16 protein-coding genes and 2 tRNA genes are annotated in these 14,206 nt (G+C 58.9%); 8 read left to right on the top strand and 10 right to left on the bottom strand.

Annotation, left to right across the window (positions count from 1 at the left end; all coding sequences use genetic code 11):
• On the bottom strand, positions 1–611 hold a 611-nt coding region (locus WA845_RS07675), incomplete at its 3' end, for a GTP-binding protein (RefSeq protein WP_337322247.1).
• A gap of 401 nt (positions 612–1,012) precedes the next feature.
• Between WA845_RS07675 and WA845_RS07670 the strand changes: the two genes are divergently transcribed.
• Positions 1,013–1,645 (top strand): TerC family protein, encoded by a 633-nt coding sequence (locus WA845_RS07670; RefSeq protein ID WP_004442646.1) that lies wholly within the window; start codon positions 1,013–1,015, stop codon positions 1,643–1,645.
• 455 nt (positions 1,646–2,100) lie between these two features.
• Here WA845_RS07670 and WA845_RS07665 read toward each other — a convergent pair whose 3' ends face one another.
• Both WA845_RS07665 and WA845_RS07660 read right to left on the bottom strand, forming a co-directional pair.
• The gene (locus WA845_RS07665; protein WP_112557187.1) at positions 2,101–2,469 is read right to left on the bottom strand and encodes an MliC family protein; all 369 of its coding nucleotides are present in this window, start codon (positions 2,467–2,469) and stop codon (positions 2,101–2,103) included.
• A 498-nt stretch (positions 2,470–2,967) separates the two neighbouring features.
• On the bottom strand, positions 2,968–3,417 hold the full coding sequence (locus tag WA845_RS07660) for a hypothetical protein (protein WP_004442652.1): 450 nt from the start codon (positions 3,415–3,417) through the stop codon (positions 2,968–2,970).
• A gap of 262 nt (positions 3,418–3,679) precedes the next feature.
• Between WA845_RS07660 and WA845_RS07655 the strand changes: the two genes are divergently transcribed.
• Positions 3,680–4,000: a BA14K family protein gene (locus WA845_RS07655; RefSeq protein WP_006700351.1), complete on the top strand. Its 321-nt coding sequence runs from the start codon at positions 3,680–3,682 to the stop codon at positions 3,998–4,000.
• Between the two features lie 138 nt (positions 4,001–4,138).
• Here the strand turns inward: WA845_RS07655 and WA845_RS07650 are convergent.
• Together WA845_RS07650 and WA845_RS07645 are read right to left on the bottom strand one after the other, a co-directional pair.
• A tRNA-Gly gene (locus tag WA845_RS07650) sits at positions 4,139–4,212 on the bottom strand.
• A 25-nt stretch (positions 4,213–4,237) separates the two neighbouring features.
• Positions 4,238–4,322: transfer RNA gene (locus WA845_RS07645), tRNA-Tyr, on the bottom strand.
• A gap of 209 nt (positions 4,323–4,531) precedes the next feature.
• On the opposite strand from WA845_RS07645, the gene WA845_RS07640 reads away from it, so the two are divergent.
• The 3 genes from WA845_RS07640 (at position 4,532) to WA845_RS07630 (ending at position 6,487) form a co-directional block, all read left to right on the top strand.
• Entirely contained in the window at positions 4,532–5,419 is an 888-nt protein-coding gene (locus WA845_RS07640) for a TrmH family RNA methyltransferase (RefSeq protein ID WP_006700352.1), read from the top strand.
• 76 nt (positions 5,420–5,495) lie between these two features.
• Positions 5,496–5,888 carry an acyl-CoA thioesterase gene (locus WA845_RS07635; RefSeq protein ID WP_004442658.1) on the top strand — a complete coding sequence of 131 codons (393 nt, stop codon included), beginning with the start codon at positions 5,496–5,498 and terminating at the stop codon, positions 5,886–5,888.
• Between the two features lie 5 nt (positions 5,889–5,893).
• Complete coding sequence (locus WA845_RS07630; RefSeq protein ID WP_035209760.1) at positions 5,894–6,487, top strand: hypothetical protein; 594 nt, start codon at positions 5,894–5,896, stop codon at positions 6,485–6,487.
• Positions 6,488–6,552: 65 nt separating this feature from the next.
• On the opposite strand, the gene WA845_RS07625 is transcribed toward WA845_RS07630, so the two are convergent.
• Together WA845_RS07625 and WA845_RS07620 are read right to left on the bottom strand one after the other, a co-directional pair.
• Positions 6,553–7,029 (bottom strand): nuclear transport factor 2 family protein, encoded by a 477-nt coding sequence (locus WA845_RS07625; protein ID WP_004442663.1) that lies wholly within the window; start codon positions 7,027–7,029, stop codon positions 6,553–6,555.
• 12 nt (positions 7,030–7,041) lie between these two features.
• A complete protein-coding gene (locus WA845_RS07620; protein ID WP_006700354.1) occupies positions 7,042–7,653 on the bottom strand; it encodes an NAD(P)-dependent oxidoreductase in 612 nt (203 codons plus the stop codon).
• Positions 7,654–7,798: 145 nt separating this feature from the next.
• On the opposite strand from WA845_RS07620, the gene WA845_RS07615 reads away from it, so the two are divergent.
• Positions 7,799–8,182 carry a winged helix-turn-helix transcriptional regulator gene (locus tag WA845_RS07615; RefSeq protein ID WP_004442667.1) on the top strand — a complete coding sequence of 128 codons (384 nt, stop codon included), beginning with the start codon at positions 7,799–7,801 and terminating at the stop codon, positions 8,180–8,182.
• A 39-nt stretch (positions 8,183–8,221) separates the two neighbouring features.
• Here the strand turns inward: WA845_RS07615 and WA845_RS07610 are convergent, their stop codons facing one another.
• Together WA845_RS07610 and WA845_RS07605 are read right to left on the bottom strand one after the other, a co-directional pair.
• Positions 8,222–8,644, bottom strand: a complete 423-nt coding sequence (locus WA845_RS07610) for a GNAT family N-acetyltransferase (protein ID WP_081859515.1) — start codon at positions 8,642–8,644, stop codon at positions 8,222–8,224.
• Between the two features lie 102 nt (positions 8,645–8,746).
• Positions 8,747–9,100, bottom strand: coding sequence for a DMT family protein (locus WA845_RS07605; RefSeq protein ID WP_003507620.1), 354 nt, complete (start codon positions 9,098–9,100; stop codon positions 8,747–8,749).
• 263 nt (positions 9,101–9,363) lie between these two features.
• Between WA845_RS07605 and uvrB the strand changes: the two genes are divergently transcribed.
• The gene (uvrB, locus tag WA845_RS07600) at positions 9,364–12,333 is read left to right on the top strand and encodes an excinuclease ABC subunit UvrB (RefSeq protein WP_107339400.1); all 2,970 of its coding nucleotides are present in this window, start codon (positions 9,364–9,366) and stop codon (positions 12,331–12,333) included.
• Positions 12,334–12,423: 90 nt separating this feature from the next.
• Here uvrB and WA845_RS07595 read toward each other — a convergent pair whose 3' ends face one another.
• Positions 12,424–13,020 (bottom strand): hypothetical protein, encoded by a 597-nt coding sequence (locus WA845_RS07595; protein WP_337322246.1) that lies wholly within the window; start codon positions 13,018–13,020, stop codon positions 12,424–12,426.
• Positions 13,021–13,201: 181 nt separating this feature from the next.
• Here WA845_RS07595 and WA845_RS07590 point away from each other — a divergent pair, with 181 nt between their 5' ends.
• The gene (locus WA845_RS07590; RefSeq protein WP_112557190.1) at positions 13,202–14,170 is read left to right on the top strand and encodes an alpha/beta hydrolase-fold protein; all 969 of its coding nucleotides are present in this window, start codon (positions 13,202–13,204) and stop codon (positions 14,168–14,170) included.
• The last annotated feature ends 36 nt before the right edge of the window (positions 14,171–14,206 follow it).

Below are 14,206 nucleotides of genomic sequence, written 5' to 3'. Positions count from 1 at the left end.
ATCGGACGCTCAGGCGTCGGGATGTAGGCGTCAACCGCAGCCATCAGCTCGCGGATCGCGTCTTCACCGATCTTCTTGTCGGAATCTTCAAGAGCAGCAAGCGCCGAACCCTTGATGATCGGAATATCGTCGCCCGGGAAGTCGTAGGACGACAGAAGTTCGCGAACTTCAAGCTCGACGAGCTCGAGAAGCTCGGCGTCGTCAACCTGGTCGACCTTGTTGAGGAACACGACGATGGCCGGAACGCCAACCTGACGGGCAAGCAGGATGTGCTCGCGCGTCTGCGGCATCGGGCCGTCAGCGGCGGAGCAAACCAGGATCGCGCCGTCCATCTGGGCAGCACCGGTGATCATGTTCTTCACGTAGTCGGCGTGGCCGGGGCAGTCAACGTGAGCGTAGTGACGGTTGGCCGTCTCGTACTCAACGTGTGCCGTCGAGATCGTGATACCACGAGCCTTCTCTTCAGGAGCCGCGTCGATCTGGTCATACGCCTTGAACTCGCCGAAGAACTTCGTGATTGCTGCCGTCAGCGACGTCTTGCCATGGTCAACGTGACCGATCGTGCCAATGTTGACGTGCGGCTTCGTCCGCTCAAACTTGCTCTTTGCCATGTGAATTGCTTCCTGTGAACGTGAAGTAGTTTCCCCGGCGAACCGGTTTGGTGTCGCCGTTTAAGGCTTTGTAAGCGAATGCGCAAGACTTAATTGTGAAAGCGCCTTCGCGCGCGCTCTAAGCGTGCCTTGTGGGGCGTATATGGTGTATGTTTTGCGACATTCAAACCCGCGCCGTGGCATCACACAGAGATACAGACGAGCCGCCTTTTCAGTCGCAGCCGATCACTAATTAAGATATTTCCATCACAACTTCTTTACCTGGGGCGGCTCGATGGCTTAAGGACACTTCATCGCCGGGGGGAGACGGGCGAGCGGAAACGGGCGCTGCTGCGCTACCATGCATGTCTCGACCGCCGCTTTTCCCCGCGCCGCCTCTCTATCCGTTTCAGGACCAGCCAATGGAAATCTTCACAGCCGCCGGTTTCACGGCATTCTTACAGGTCATTGCGATCGATCTCGTTCTGGCAGGCGACAACGCCATCGTCATCGGCCTTGCCGCCGCCGGTCTTCCCGCGCATCTCCGCCGCAAGGCGATCCTTGTCGGCATCATCGCCGCCACGGTTCTCCGCATCGGGTTTGCCGCCGTCACCGTACAGCTTCTTGCCATCGTCGGCCTGCAGCTCTTTGGCGGCCTGCTGCTCGCCTGGGTCTGCTGGAAGATGTGGAGCGAACTGCGCGAAGCTTCGGGATCCATCGAGGACGAGGTGACGGATGAAGAGGCCGACCTGACCAAGGGCCACAAGACGTTCTTCCAGGCAGCGACCCAGATCGTCATCGCCGACGTCTCCATGTCGCTGGACAATGTGCTCGCCGTCGCCGGCGCCGCGCAGGAACATGTGACTGTTCTGGTCATTGGACTCATCGTCTCGATCGCGCTGATGGGACTTGCAGCCAACTTCGTAGCCAAGCTTTTGCACCGCTACCGCTGGATTTCCTATCTCGGCCTGATGGTCATCATCTACGTGGCGCTCAACATGCTGTATCACGGCACGCTCGAAGTCCTGCCCTACATTCAGGCCTATCTCGGCTGAGCCACCTGCAGAAACACACTTTCAAAAGGCCCGGAAGCCTCGCTTTCCGGGCCTTTTGCATGACGGGGCCAGCTCACCGACCACCCGGCCTTTGCGTTGGTGGAGCGAGCGGGGAATCAGCTGTCGCCTTCGCTGCAACATCCGGAGAAGATTGGGAAATCGTGATTTGTCGCCGGTGGATTCTGGCAATTGAGGTCAGCCACGGGCAAGCCTAGGGAGCTACTTATAAGTCATAATAATAAAAAGAAAGGTAGAGCTCCCAATGGCTTATGACTGGAGCGGCGGACGTACCCGTCGTCTTCGCCGAATGAAGCTTGGCGTCGTCGCCAGTTCTCTCATTCTGCTGGCGCTTCTGGCGTCGCTTGTTCTTGGCTGAGCATGCAGCCTGACACTGACCGGCGGCATGGCACGGTTTTCAAAACCGCCCTGCCGCCGCTCCATGAATATCATGGCGATCAGGTTTTTTTCTCTTCCACGCAGTGAACCGGTTGTTTCATGTCCGGATCCGCCATCACATCGTAGAGATCGGCTTCGTCTCCTTTGGACCACCAGACACGAGCGCCGCCCTGGTATTTTGCTCCGGAGCCTGAAACAACATTGGCGGCGACGATAACGCCGTCCTTCAAGCCCAGCCGAACAAGACTGATGTCGCCGGCATTGTAATAAACCGCCTCCACCGTCTCGGCGCCGCACCGATAGACAGCATCGGTTTTTTCAACCGTTGTATCCCCAGGAAGCGGAATCACCAGATCCTCGGCAAGCGCGCTGGAGGCAGCCGGCAGGGTTAGAGCGGCAAGATAGAGGGCTGCAACGGATTTCTTCATGATGGGCCTTCCTGATTTGACCCCGTCATAAGGTCACGCCAGCAAAGCCAAATTGCGGCAGCTCCAGGAACCGCCGCCATATCCCCGATTCATTGCCGCTGGACGCGTGCATCATTGCAATCCACCCCAAGCGGGGCTGGCTATCGAAACAACCAGTAAACAATGCCGAGAATCACAGCCCACATCGCCAAGGATATGGCCAGAACTACGAGATAATTTCGAAACCGTCTGGTCATCCGCCCCCATCGCCGGACGGCCGTTGCTCGACAACCGTAACCGTTGAATTGCTGGATGCGGATAAACCGCAGGGATCAGCCTGTCTACCAAGAGGCTGAATCACAGGCTATTCGGATATTTTACCCGCCCGAAATGGGGTCGATGGACGGAGCAGGACGCACAAATCCGCCAGCGCGCGGGTCTTCGCCTCCAGCGCTACACGCTTCATGCGATATCGGCTCGGGACAGGGCGGCGGAAACCGACCGCCGCCCCTGCCCGCCTCAGCTCTTCAGCGCCGTGTTGCACAGGCTCCAGTAGCCGCCGCCCTTCTGGATCCATTTCAGATCGCCGAGCGTACCGTCATTCTTGTTCTTGTGATAGGAGTCGACACAGGTTTTCAGGCGGGCCTTTGCCGGCGTCTCGCTTGAATATTTCTTGTCAACAGCGCTCGGGAAAGCGACGCCCTTCGGAGCCTTGATCGTCGCTTTTTCGGGTTCCTTCTCGGTTGTGGCCGCGACCTGCTTGTCGTCGGCCGCATCTTCAGCCGCCGCCTCGCTGCCGCAGAACTTGGCGCGATAATCGTTCCACTTGATGTCCTTGGCGGACCCGTCAGCTTTCGCTGCCTGATATTTTACGCTGCACTCCTTCATGGTGAGTGCCGCAGCGGGGGAGACAAACGCCGCCGATGCCAGCAGCGCAAAGGATGAGAGAATGACAACCCTGTTCAACATTGAAGACTCCCGTTTGCATGATTGCCGGTCGACTATCTGACCGGATTTTCCGCTTGTCAACGAGCAGTGCGGCATGGATACAAAGTCTGGTTGAGCGAGCATAAATCCATCCTTCCGCGCCTCGGATTCCCCATGAGGCCGCTCCGAATCCACGCTCTCCGATCAAGCCGAAGAATCACGTCTTCGTGTGGCGTCAAGCCTCCATCGGAACGAAATTCCTAAATTTTCGTTAGCATCCCGAACGAATAATGAGGATTTATCGATGTTGAGGATGCCGAAGACCATCTCCGCGCTCGCTCTTAGCGTCGCATTATCTGCTGCTTTTGTTATGCCCGCTGAGGCGTTGAGCCTCATACAGCCAGCCTATGAAACGCAGGCACAAAATTCAGGCCAGCGCGGTTATCCCGCATCCGCCTTTGCCGCGGGAACCGGGGAAGAAGCCACGCCTGACGGATACGCCCTGTCGCAGGCCGAAATAAATCACGTAAAATGGTGCGCGGCGCGTTACGCCTCCTATCATCCTACTGACAACAGCTACCTGGCGCCCGCAGGCACAAGAAGCCAGTGCCGTTCGCCTTACTGAGCGTGACTGGGGGCGCGGCATTCATGGCGTATAGGATAAATTAGAGCCCATCACCGCATCGGCTGAATGCTCACGGCACAAATACCCGAGGACGCGAAACACGTCGCGCAGCGATAAGGTGATTTACTGAGAGGAAGCTGGAGCGGGTAGCGGGAATCGAACCCGCGTATTCAGCTTGGAAGGCTGCTGCTCTACCATTGAGCTATACCCGCGGTGGCGATTTCGATCCGTGCAGAATGGTGGAGGGAGTTGGATTTGAACCAACGTAGGCGTAGCCAACGGATTTACAGTCCGTCCCCTTTAACCACTCGGGCATCCCTCCAGTTATCTGCGAGGATCAAGCGACCAAGCTCTTCAGATTTCGCTGCGGCGAAGCGCCGTTGCGTCGTCTGTGGCGCGTATATGACGGCCTCGTTCGTTTCTGTCAACACGCCCTTTCACGAATTTTCGGGAAAAAATTCAATCCCCTTTGCAGCCCTGTGGATTATCACGGGGGCTGGTGCGCGGCACGCGCCGGAGATATAAGGCGCCATGAGCAAAGACGATCCCAACAACAAATCCACCCGCGACACACATTACGCCAACCTGCGTCGTGCCGTGCGCGACGCGAAGCGCGAGCGCGGTGAAATTCCGACCCCGCAGCAGTCGAAGCGCCGGAACCGCGGCGCCGACGATTGGAAGCCGCCGCAACTTGCGCCAGACCAGGTGCACCTTTACGGCCTGCATACCGTACGCGCAGCCCTTGCCAATCCGGAGCGGCAGATTGTCAAGCTTTCGGTTACCCAGAATGCCTTTGCACGTCTCGATATCGGCGAGGCGGAGGCGCAGCCCTTCCCGGTCGAGATAGTATCCCCGCAGGATATCGACAGGGTTTTGGGGCCTGAGGCGATCCATCAGGGCGTGATGCTGGAGACCCGGCCGCTGCCGGTCAAGCGGCTGGGCGCGCTGAAGGATAGCCCACTCATTCTCGTGCTCGATCAGGTCACCGATCCGCATAATGTTGGCGCCATCATGCGCTCGGCAGTCGCCTTCAATGCGGGCGCCGTCATCACCACGATGCGCCATAGCCCGACCGAGTCGGGTGTGCTGGCGAAATCCGCCTCAGGCGCGCTGGAACTCATCCCCTATATCCAGATCACCAATCTCGCCGATGCGCTGGGTGAACTGCACAAGCTCGGCTTCTTCTCGGTCGGCCTCGATTCGGAGGGCCCCGCCCCGATTGAACGGACCTTCAGCGGCGAAAAAATCGCACTGGTGCTCGGCGCCGAAGGCAAGGGCCTGCGCCAGAAGACCCGCGAGACCGTCTCGGCGCTCGCCCGTCTCGATATGCCGGGAGCGATCAAATCGCTCAACGTGTCGAACGCGGCGGCCATCGCCCTTTACGCAACGCAGCAATTTCTGGGCAAAGCGTCGTCCTGACGCTTGCCATTCCTTGCGAAATCACAAAGCGCATCGCATGCTGCGCCTTTGTCATTCGCACGGAGCACATCTCAACATGACCGACCAGACCATCAAACCGACCGGCGAGCTGACGCTCAGAACGCTCGCCATGCCGGCCGACGCCAATCCGGCCGGCGATATTTTCGGGGGCTGGGTCATGTCACAGATGGACTTGGCGAGCGGCATTCGTGCGGCGGAACGCTCTCGCTGTCGCGTGGTCACGGCGGCAGTCAAGGAAATGGCCTTTGAACTGCCGGTGAAGATCGGCGACACGCTGTCCATCTATACCGATATTGCCCGCGTCGGCCGCACCTCCATCACGCTGACGGTAGAGGCCTGGGCGCAGCGGTCGCGTTACGACAAGCTGGAAAAGGTAACCGCCGGCACCTTCATCATGGTGGCGATGGACGAAAACGGGCAACCGACGCCCATTCCTCCGGCGGAGTAGGAGCGATGGAGGCCGCCGTCAACGCCGCAGAAGCCTATTCGCACATCCGCGCGGTCATGGGCATGGTGGTCGGCCTCAGCCTCGCCCGATTGCTGACCGGCCTTGCAGGTTTCGTGCAGCATCCCAAAAAAGAACGGATTTATCCCCTGCACATCGGCTGGGTGGCGTTCCTGTTTCTGATGCTGGTGCATTTCTGGTGGTGGGAGCACCGGCTTTCTGCCACAGGCCATGTACTGGGCTTCGGCGCGTTCCTTTTCCTGATCCTGTTCTGCTCGCTGTTTTATTTCCTGTGCGTTCTGCTCTTTCCCACGGAGATGAAGGAGTACAAGGGATATGAGGATTATTTCCTTTCCCGCAAAAGCTGGTTCTTCGCCTTTCTGGCAGCGCTTTTCGTCACCGATGTCGGGGATACTTTGCTGAAAGGCCAGGACTATCTCGCCTCACTTGGTCCGGAATACCTTATACGCACCGCCATCTACGTCATTTTGTTCACGCTGGCGATCTTCATCGAGAACCGCCGTTTCCATCGGTTTCTCGTCATCTTTGCGCTGATTTACCAGATCGCCTGGATTTTCCGTACTTACGATCTTCTGGCCTGAAGTTTACCCGTTCCGGCAAGCGGGCACGATCCCGGCGTGCCCGCCTGCCTCAAAAGTTCGTCGCCTCAGAACATCGTATTGTTGTTCGCCGCCGTCTCCGGCACGGGCTGGATTACATCCCAATGCTCGGTGATCTTGCCATCGGTCACCCGAAAAATATCGACGATGGCCCTGCCCCGGTCTCCGTCCTTTTCTGTTGAATGAATATGCAGATAGACAAGGTCGCCATCCGTGGCGCTTCTCACGATCCGCGCCTTGGACTGCGGGTTTTCCTTGAAGTGGCCGGTGAAGTAATCCACGAACGGTTTCTTGCCATCCGGCACCATGGGATTGTGCTGCTTGTAGCTGTCGACAATAACGGCAGCACCCTTTTCCACTTCGTGCTTGTTGAAGACGGTATCGTAAAACTCGATCACCAGCTTGCGATTGGCCTCTTCCCGGGCGAAATCCCGCCCGGCGGTTTCGGCCAGCACCGGAACGGCTGTCAATGCGGGCGCAAGAGCGAGAGCGGCGATGGCGAGACGACGTGTCATGACATTCATGGGTGATACCTCTCAATAACCGACGGTGAAGCGCTGGCGGGAATGCTGCGGCTTCTCGATTTCATCGACAAGCGCAATCGCGTAGTCTTCGAAGGAAATGCGGCTACCCTCTTCATTGCTCAGAAGATTGTCCTTGCCGATGCGGAATTTGCCCGTTCTTTCACCCGGCACGAACTCGGCGGAAGGCGAAAGGAAGGTCCAGTCGAGCTGCTTTTCCTGTTTCAGCAAATCAAGAAACTCCGCACCCTTGGTGGCCTCGGCCTTGTAAGCGGCAGGAAAATCCGGCAGGTCGACGACACGCTGACCGGGCGCGATTTCAAGACTGCCGGCGCCACCAACCACGAGGTAGCGTGGAACGCCGGAGGCACGCACGGCCTCGATCAGCGTCACCGGGTCGCTCGCCGTGAAATGCACCGAACTGATCACGGCATCGTGACCTGCAAGCAGTTTTGAAAGTCCGGTTTGATCGAAGACATCGCCTTTCTTTGCAACGACGTTCGGCAGGGTGGCAATCTTTTCGGGGCTGCGGGCAATGGCCGTAACATGATGCCCCCGGTCGGAAAGTTCCTTGAGAATACGGGACCCGGCATTGCCGGACGCACCGATGAGCGCGATTTTAGCCATGGCTTCTTCCTTTTGTTGCTATTGTCGTTGGTCTAAATAATAGACCGAAAGAAAGAGCTATGGTATCGCGTCCTCGGCCGCAAGAAGTCAGCAGCCGGTGATCTGGTCACACGGCGATGACCTGCAAGGATATGGGGTAATCGAAATGTCGGATACGCAGACGAAAGAAATCTTCGACTTCGAGCAGCCCTGCCCCATTCGGGATGTGCTGGACCGCATCGGAGACCAATGGAGCCTTCTGGTTCTCGAAGCGCTGCAGGGCGGCGTGCTGCGCTTCAACGAGTTGAACCGCAGGATTGACGACATTTCCAAGCAGATGTTGTCCCGTACGCTGAAGCGGCTGGAGGAGGATGGATTCATCCGGCGCACGCTTTATGCCGAGGTGCCGCCGCGCGTGGAGTATGAGCTGACAGGTCTTGGCCGCTCGTTTCTGGTACCGATGCAATTGCTGGTCCAATGGGCCGACGAAAACCACGTCCGCATCTGCAAGGCCCGCCTGCAATATTCCGAAAACGACAATCGCAGCTGACCATCAGAGCAATACCTGACCGGCAGCGGCACGCCGCATCTAGTCCAGTCGGTAAACCTTGCAGACCAACCCTTCCGGCTGGCGGTAGGTCATGAAGCCCATGGCATCATAATAACTCTGCCCGAGCGCATTGTCCGCGCCGATGCTGGCGTCGATATTCTTGAGGCCCCGCGCCTCCGCCGCCCTGCGCGTCGCGGCGAAGAGGGCGGATCCAACGCCTCTTCGCGCCGCCTGCGGACTGACATGGGTGCCGATGATGCCCCACCCTTCCGCCACGCCATAGGGATTGTCCGCCCGTGCATAACGCAGCGACTGGAAGCCCAGGATATGCCCGTCTTCATCCTCCGCGACCGAACACTCGATACGGTCGGCGTGCTGGATGTAATTCTCCAGCACCGCCGCGACGTCCGTCGGCGCTTTTCGAAGGCCGGCCGCGAATATCTCGTTTTGAACCGCTGCCATTCCCTTTGCATCGTCAAGTCTCGCAGGCCGTATTTTCATCGATACATCACCTCTTGTCCGTTGCGATGGTTCTGGGCAGGCAAAGCGCGGGTCTCCTCCTATTCAGGACCGGAAAATGAAGGAAGCACCGAAAGCGATCAGCGCAAAGCCGATGACATGGTTGATGGTGATGCTTTCCTTCAGCCAGAAGATCGAAAACAGCGCGAAGACCGCGAGCGTGATGACCTCCTGAATGGTCTTGAGCTGCGCGGTGGAGTAAACCTCCGACCCGATGCGGTTCGCGGGAACGGCGAGCACATACTCGAAAAAGGCGATGCCCCAGCTGGCGACAATCGCCAGAAAGAGCGCGCTGCCCTTGTGCTTGAGGTGGCCGTACCAGGCGAAGGTCATGAAAACATTGGAGGCGATGAGCATCAGGACAGGCCAGATGTGGGCAGGGCTGATTGAGAACGGCATGATGGGTCCTGGAAAAAGAGGGATGTTGAAAATGCAGCGGAAGAAGGCAGTCTGAGGGGATCCCTCATCCCGCCGTAATGGATTTGCTCTAGCGCATCCGACCGAAAACCGGAATCGATTTCTACGGATCGCGGCAAGGCCGTGTTCAGCCGCTACGCAACGCATCCGGCGGAATTTTGTTCCGCATGCTCCGTTTCCTTTTTGTACTCATTTTTTCACTGTCTCCCCTTCCCTTTGCGCGTGACTCTCTCCATATTTCGCCCATGGCCAGATCACCGAAAAACTCCACCTCCTCGCCCTCGGGCTTCGAGGAAGCTCCGCAATCGTCATTCGAAGGCGCGCCGCTCGGCGGCAGCGTTGCCGATTGGGTCAAGCAACTTGAGGCGGAAGCGGAAGCATCCTCCGTGGAGACCCAGCGCGAAATCGCTTCGAAGGCGGGCAAGCACCGCAAGAAGATCGAAATAGAAGCGCGCAAGGAAGCGGAAAAAGCCGCCACCAAGACGGCGAAAAAGACCACCGCGTCAAAAACGGCACGCGGCGTTTCGATCGGCGCGTCGAGCGATCCGAAAACGCGCGCCGCCGCGGGTCTCAATCCTGTGGCAGGGCTCGATGTCTCCTTGGAGGATGCCCAGTCCCTGGCACCGGGCGCGGTGACGGCGACGGTGGACGCGCTTTCCAAACTGATCGAAAGCGGCAACCCGCTCTTCAAGGATGGCAAGCTGTGGACACCCCACAGGCCGGCCCGTCCGCCGAAATCGGAAGGCGGCATCGCCATCGAGATGGTGACGGACTACAAGCCATCCGGCGATCAGCCGACCGCCATTGCCGATCTCGTCGAAGGCCTCAATTCCGGCGACCGCTCGCAGGTGCTGCTCGGCGTCACCGGCTCCGGCAAGACCTTCACCATGGCCAAGGTGATCGAGGCCACACAGCGCCCGGCCGTCATTCTGGCGCCCAACAAGACGCTGGCGGCCCAGCTCTATTCCGAATTCAAAAACTTCTTTCCAAACAATGCGGTGGAGTATTTCGTTTCCTATTACGATTATTACCAGCCGGAAGCCTATGTGCCGCGTTCCGACACCTATATCGAGAAGGAATCGTCGATCAACGAGCAGATCGACCGTATGCGCCACGCCGCAACCCGCGCCATTCTCGAACGTGACGACTGTATCATCGTCGCTTCGGTTTCCTGTATCTATGGTATCGGTTCGGTCGAGACCTATACGGCCATGACCTTCCAGATGCAGGTGGGCGACAAGCTGGATCAACGCCAGCTTCTTGCCGACCTCGTGGCCCAGCAATACAAGCGGCAGGACATCAACTTCGTGCGCGGCTCCTTCCGCGTGCGCGGTGATACGATCGAGATCTTCCCCGCCCACCTTGAAGATGCGGCCTGGCGCATTTCCATGTGGGGTGACGAGATTGAATCCATCACCGAATTCGACCCGCTGACCGGCCATAAGACCGGCGACCTGCAATCGGTGAAGATTTACGCCAATTCGCACTATGTGACACCGCGCCCGACGCTGAACGGCGCGATCAAGTCGATCAAGGAAGAGCTGAAGCTGCGCCTCGCCGAGCTTGAAAAAGCCGGCCGCCTGCTGGAAGCCCAGCGTCTGGAACAGCGCACGCGCTACGATGTCGAGATGCTGGAGGCCACGGGCTCCTGCGCCGGCATCGAAAACTATTCACGCTATCTCACCGGCCGCAATCCGGGCGAGCCGCCGCCGACCCTGTTCGAGTATATTCCCGACAACGCGCTGATCTTCATCGACGAAAGCCACGTCACCGTTCCTCAGATCGGCGGCATGTATCGCGGCGACTTCCGCCGCAAGGCAACGCTGGCCGAATATGGCTTCCGCCTGCCCTCGTGCATGGACAACCGTCCCCTGCGCTTCGAGGAATGGGACGCCATGCGCCCGCAGACCATTTCCGTCTCCGCCACCCCCGGAGGCTGGGAAATGGAGCAATCCGGCGGCGTTTTTGCCGAACAGGTCATCCGTCCGACCGGCCTCATCGATCCTCCGGTCGAAGTCCGCTCCGCCCGCACCCAGGTGGACGATGTTCTCGGCGAAATCCGCGAGACCGCCGCCAAGGGCTACCGCACGCTCTGCACCGTGCTGACCAAGCGGATGGCCGAAGACCTCACCGAATATCTGCATGAACAGGGTGTCCGCGTTCGTTACATGCACTCCGATATCGACACGCTGGAGCGCATCGAGATCATCCGCGACCTGCGGCTCGGCGCTTTCGACGTGCTCGTCGGCATCAACCTGCTGCGCGAGGGTCTCGATATTCCGGAATGTGGTTTCGTAGCCATCCTCGACGCAGACAAGGAAGGCTTCCTGCGCTCGGAGACCTCGCTGATCCAGACCATCGGCCGCGCCGCCCGTAACGTCGATGGCAAGGTCATCCTTTATGCCGACAATATCACCGGTTCGATGAAGCGGGCGATGGAGGAAACCTCCCGCCGCCGTGAAAAGCAGATGGCCTATAACCAGGAACATGGCATCACGCCGGAATCGGTCAAGGCGAGGATCTCCGACATTCTTGATTCCGTGTATGAACGCGACCACGTAAGAGCCGATATTTCAGGCGTTTCCGGCAAGGGCTTCGCCGATGGCGGTCATCTGGTCGGCAACAATCTCCAGGCGCATCTCAACGCGCTGGAAAAATCCATGCGCGACGCCGCAGCGGACCTCGACTTTGAAAAGGCAGCCCGTCTGCGCGACGAAATCAAACGCCTCAAGGCAGCCGAACTTGCCACCATGGACGACCCCATGGCCAAGGAAGAAGCACGTGCGGTCGAAGGCGGCGGGAAAAACAACAGACGGAGCCACTTGTCGATTTCCTCCCCTGAGGGGGAGACAGCCGGCAGGGCAGACGGGGATGCCGCTTCCACGAACGAAAGCGGGAAGTCTCTCTTCGCCAAACCTTCGCTGGACGAGATGGGTCCGGGCTCCGACGCAGGAAAACCGCTTTTCCGCAAGAACACGCTGGACGAGATGACCGTGGGTCGGACCGAAAAGCCCGTAAGGGGCGCGGTGCCCGATAAGCCCGCGACCGAACCCGGCAAGAGGTTCTCCCCGCTGCTGGAAGGCCAGCCCGAACGCGCCACGGACGATCCGCGGCCGCTGGTCCGTGGCAAGATCGGCGCCGGTTCCTATGAAGATGCCGGCGAGCAGAAGCGCAAAAGCCGGACCAAGGGCAAGACTGGCCGTCCAGGCCGCTGATACGCTCTGTGCAAGGCCCGCCTGACATGAACAGCGGCTAAGGCTCCCATCTTTCATGTCGGCGCCGTCTGCGCATGCCGGCGGCGCCTGTCAGCCTTCACAAGGCGTGATCAGCGACTTGACCGCGGTTGCCCCGAACAGCTTGACCAGATCCGCATCAAGCGATGTGGGAATATAGTCTTCGTTTTCCGCCGGTTTCATATAGATCGAGGAATAGATCGGGCCGGCGGGAAACGTGCCTTTGAAGCAGGCTTTCACGATCTTGATCTCGGTACTGCCCCTGATACGTGGACCCTGAGCGCGGGAACGGCGCACCCGCTCCTGTAGCTCCGCGAGCCTTCCGACGTCTTCGGGCTTTACCCGCCATACGCTCGCCAACATACCATCCCGTTTTTCCGGCCGGAATTTAGCGAGCGCAGCCGCATCCGTATCCGCCACCAGCGCGTAGGTCGCAACGGTTTCTTCGTCCGCGCCGTCCGTCCTGCTCCGGGTGATCATCACGGCGTCACCGGACCGGAGGGAAAGATTGGCTGGCAGTTGCAATCCGACCCGCACATACTCGAAATCCATCGTCAGAAAATCCTGCCGCATCAGCTTGGGAATGCTGGAGATCGGTACGGTCATGCAACCGGCGAGGAACAGGAGAAAAACAGACAGGCAGGCAAAACGCGATAATGGCAATGTCATCCTATTGGAACCTGAAAAAAGCAGCTTAATGAAGTGGGCTTGTCAAACCACGTCTGCGGCGTCGCAATCGCCAGACCGCGCGCAAACTTGCGCGAACAGCATTGCCGTAACATTATGAAATCAGGAACGCGTAGGCCCGGGGAACGTTGATCGCTTTCCGGAATGATGACAGGAGACCCATATGTATCGAAAAAAACTTATGGCCTTCTGTCTGTTCATGTCTTCCGGTTCAGCCTTCGCCGGCCATATCGAAGACGCCACCTTTCACAGCGCCGCCCTGAACGCGCCGCTCCCTGTCAATATCTATCGCCCCGAAGGTCCGCCGCCCGAAAACGGCTGGCCTGTACTTTACCTCCTGCACGGCCATGACGGCGACCAGAACAGCTGGCGCGATCTCGGCAATATCGAAAAGACGCTCGACACGCTCATCGAGGCTGGCGCCATCCGCCCTCTGGTTGTCGTGATGCCCGGCGTGAAAAACAGCTGGTACGTCGATTCCGCCGCCGTCGGTGGCCCCGGCGATTACGAGACCGCCCTGACCGGCGACCTGCGCCACCAAATTGAAAAAACGCTGCCGGTGCGAAAGGATCGGCAAGGCCGTGCCATTGCCGGACTTTCCATGGGCGGTTTCGGCGCCCTGCATCTCGCCTATGGCCACGAGGACCTCTATGGCGCCGTCGCCAGCCTGTCGGGCGCCATCTGGCAAAACGTGCCCGCCTCCGATCTCGACAAGACACCCGCCGAACTCAAGCTCATTCAGGACAGCGCCTTTTTCCACCGCGTCGACCGCACCACCGTCACCAGCGGCATCGTGCTTCCCTCAACCGGTGATCATTTCTCCGGCGCCTTCGGCACCCCTTTCGATGCACGTCTCTTTAACGAAAAGAATGTCTTCACCCTCGTCGCACAGCATGTCGCAGAAAGTCAGGATCTCCCCGCCACCTATTTGACTGTGGGAGATGACGATGGCTTCTTCCTCTGGCGCGGTGCCATTGCCCTGCATGAGACCCTGCAGGCGGACAACCGCAAATCCGAACTGCGGGTGACGGATGGCGACCACGTCTGGTCCGTGTGGAAGGCTTCGATCATTGATGCGCTGAAATTCATCGACGGAGAGTGGGACAATACAGCGGATGCCAACCGCGATTAAATCATGATCTGTCGTTCTTTGCGGGTGACACCGCCC

Source organism: Agrobacterium sp. CMT1, assembly GCF_037203725.1.
In the GTDB taxonomy this organism is placed as follows: Bacteria; Pseudomonadota; Alphaproteobacteria; order Rhizobiales; family Rhizobiaceae; genus Agrobacterium; species Agrobacterium pusense.
The sequence above is the reverse complement of the archived record's forward strand: the minus strand, read 5'-3'. Positions and strand labels throughout refer to the sequence as shown.

Coding starts and splice junctions, on each gene's coding strand:
- WA845_RS07615 (WP_004442667.1), top strand. CDS start 7,799: ATGTCGGATACGCAGACGAAAGAAATCTTCGACTTCGAGCAGCCCTGC.
- uvrB (WP_107339400.1), top strand. CDS start 9,364: ATGGCCAGATCACCGAAAAACTCCACCTCCTCGCCCTCGGGCTTCGAG.
- WA845_RS07590 (WP_112557190.1), top strand. CDS start 13,202: ATGTATCGAAAAAAACTTATGGCCTTCTGTCTGTTCATGTCTTCCGGT.
- WA845_RS07670 (WP_004442646.1), top strand. CDS start 1,013: ATGGAAATCTTCACAGCCGCCGGTTTCACGGCATTCTTACAGGTCATT.
- WA845_RS07610 (WP_081859515.1), bottom strand. CDS start 8,644: ATGGCAGCGGTTCAAAACGAGATATTCGCGGCCGGCCTTCGAAAAGCG.
- WA845_RS07625 (WP_004442663.1), bottom strand. CDS start 7,029: ATGAATGTCATGACACGTCGTCTCGCCATCGCCGCTCTCGCTCTTGCG.
- WA845_RS07660 (WP_004442652.1), bottom strand. CDS start 3,417: ATGTTGAACAGGGTTGTCATTCTCTCATCCTTTGCGCTGCTGGCATCG.
- WA845_RS07630 (WP_035209760.1), top strand. CDS start 5,894: ATGGAGGCCGCCGTCAACGCCGCAGAAGCCTATTCGCACATCCGCGCG.
- WA845_RS07665 (WP_112557187.1), bottom strand. CDS start 2,469: ATGAAGAAATCCGTTGCAGCCCTCTATCTTGCCGCTCTAACCCTGCCG.
- WA845_RS07655 (WP_006700351.1), top strand. CDS start 3,680: ATGTTGAGGATGCCGAAGACCATCTCCGCGCTCGCTCTTAGCGTCGCA.
- WA845_RS07620 (WP_006700354.1), bottom strand. CDS start 7,653: ATGGCTAAAATCGCGCTCATCGGTGCGTCCGGCAATGCCGGGTCCCGT.
- WA845_RS07595 (WP_337322246.1), bottom strand. CDS start 13,020: ATGACATTGCCATTATCGCGTTTTGCCTGCCTGTCTGTTTTTCTCCTG.
- WA845_RS07605 (WP_003507620.1), bottom strand. CDS start 9,100: ATGCCGTTCTCAATCAGCCCTGCCCACATCTGGCCTGTCCTGATGCTC.
- WA845_RS07635 (WP_004442658.1), top strand. CDS start 5,496: ATGACCGACCAGACCATCAAACCGACCGGCGAGCTGACGCTCAGAACG.
- WA845_RS07640 (WP_006700352.1), top strand. CDS start 4,532: ATGAGCAAAGACGATCCCAACAACAAATCCACCCGCGACACACATTAC.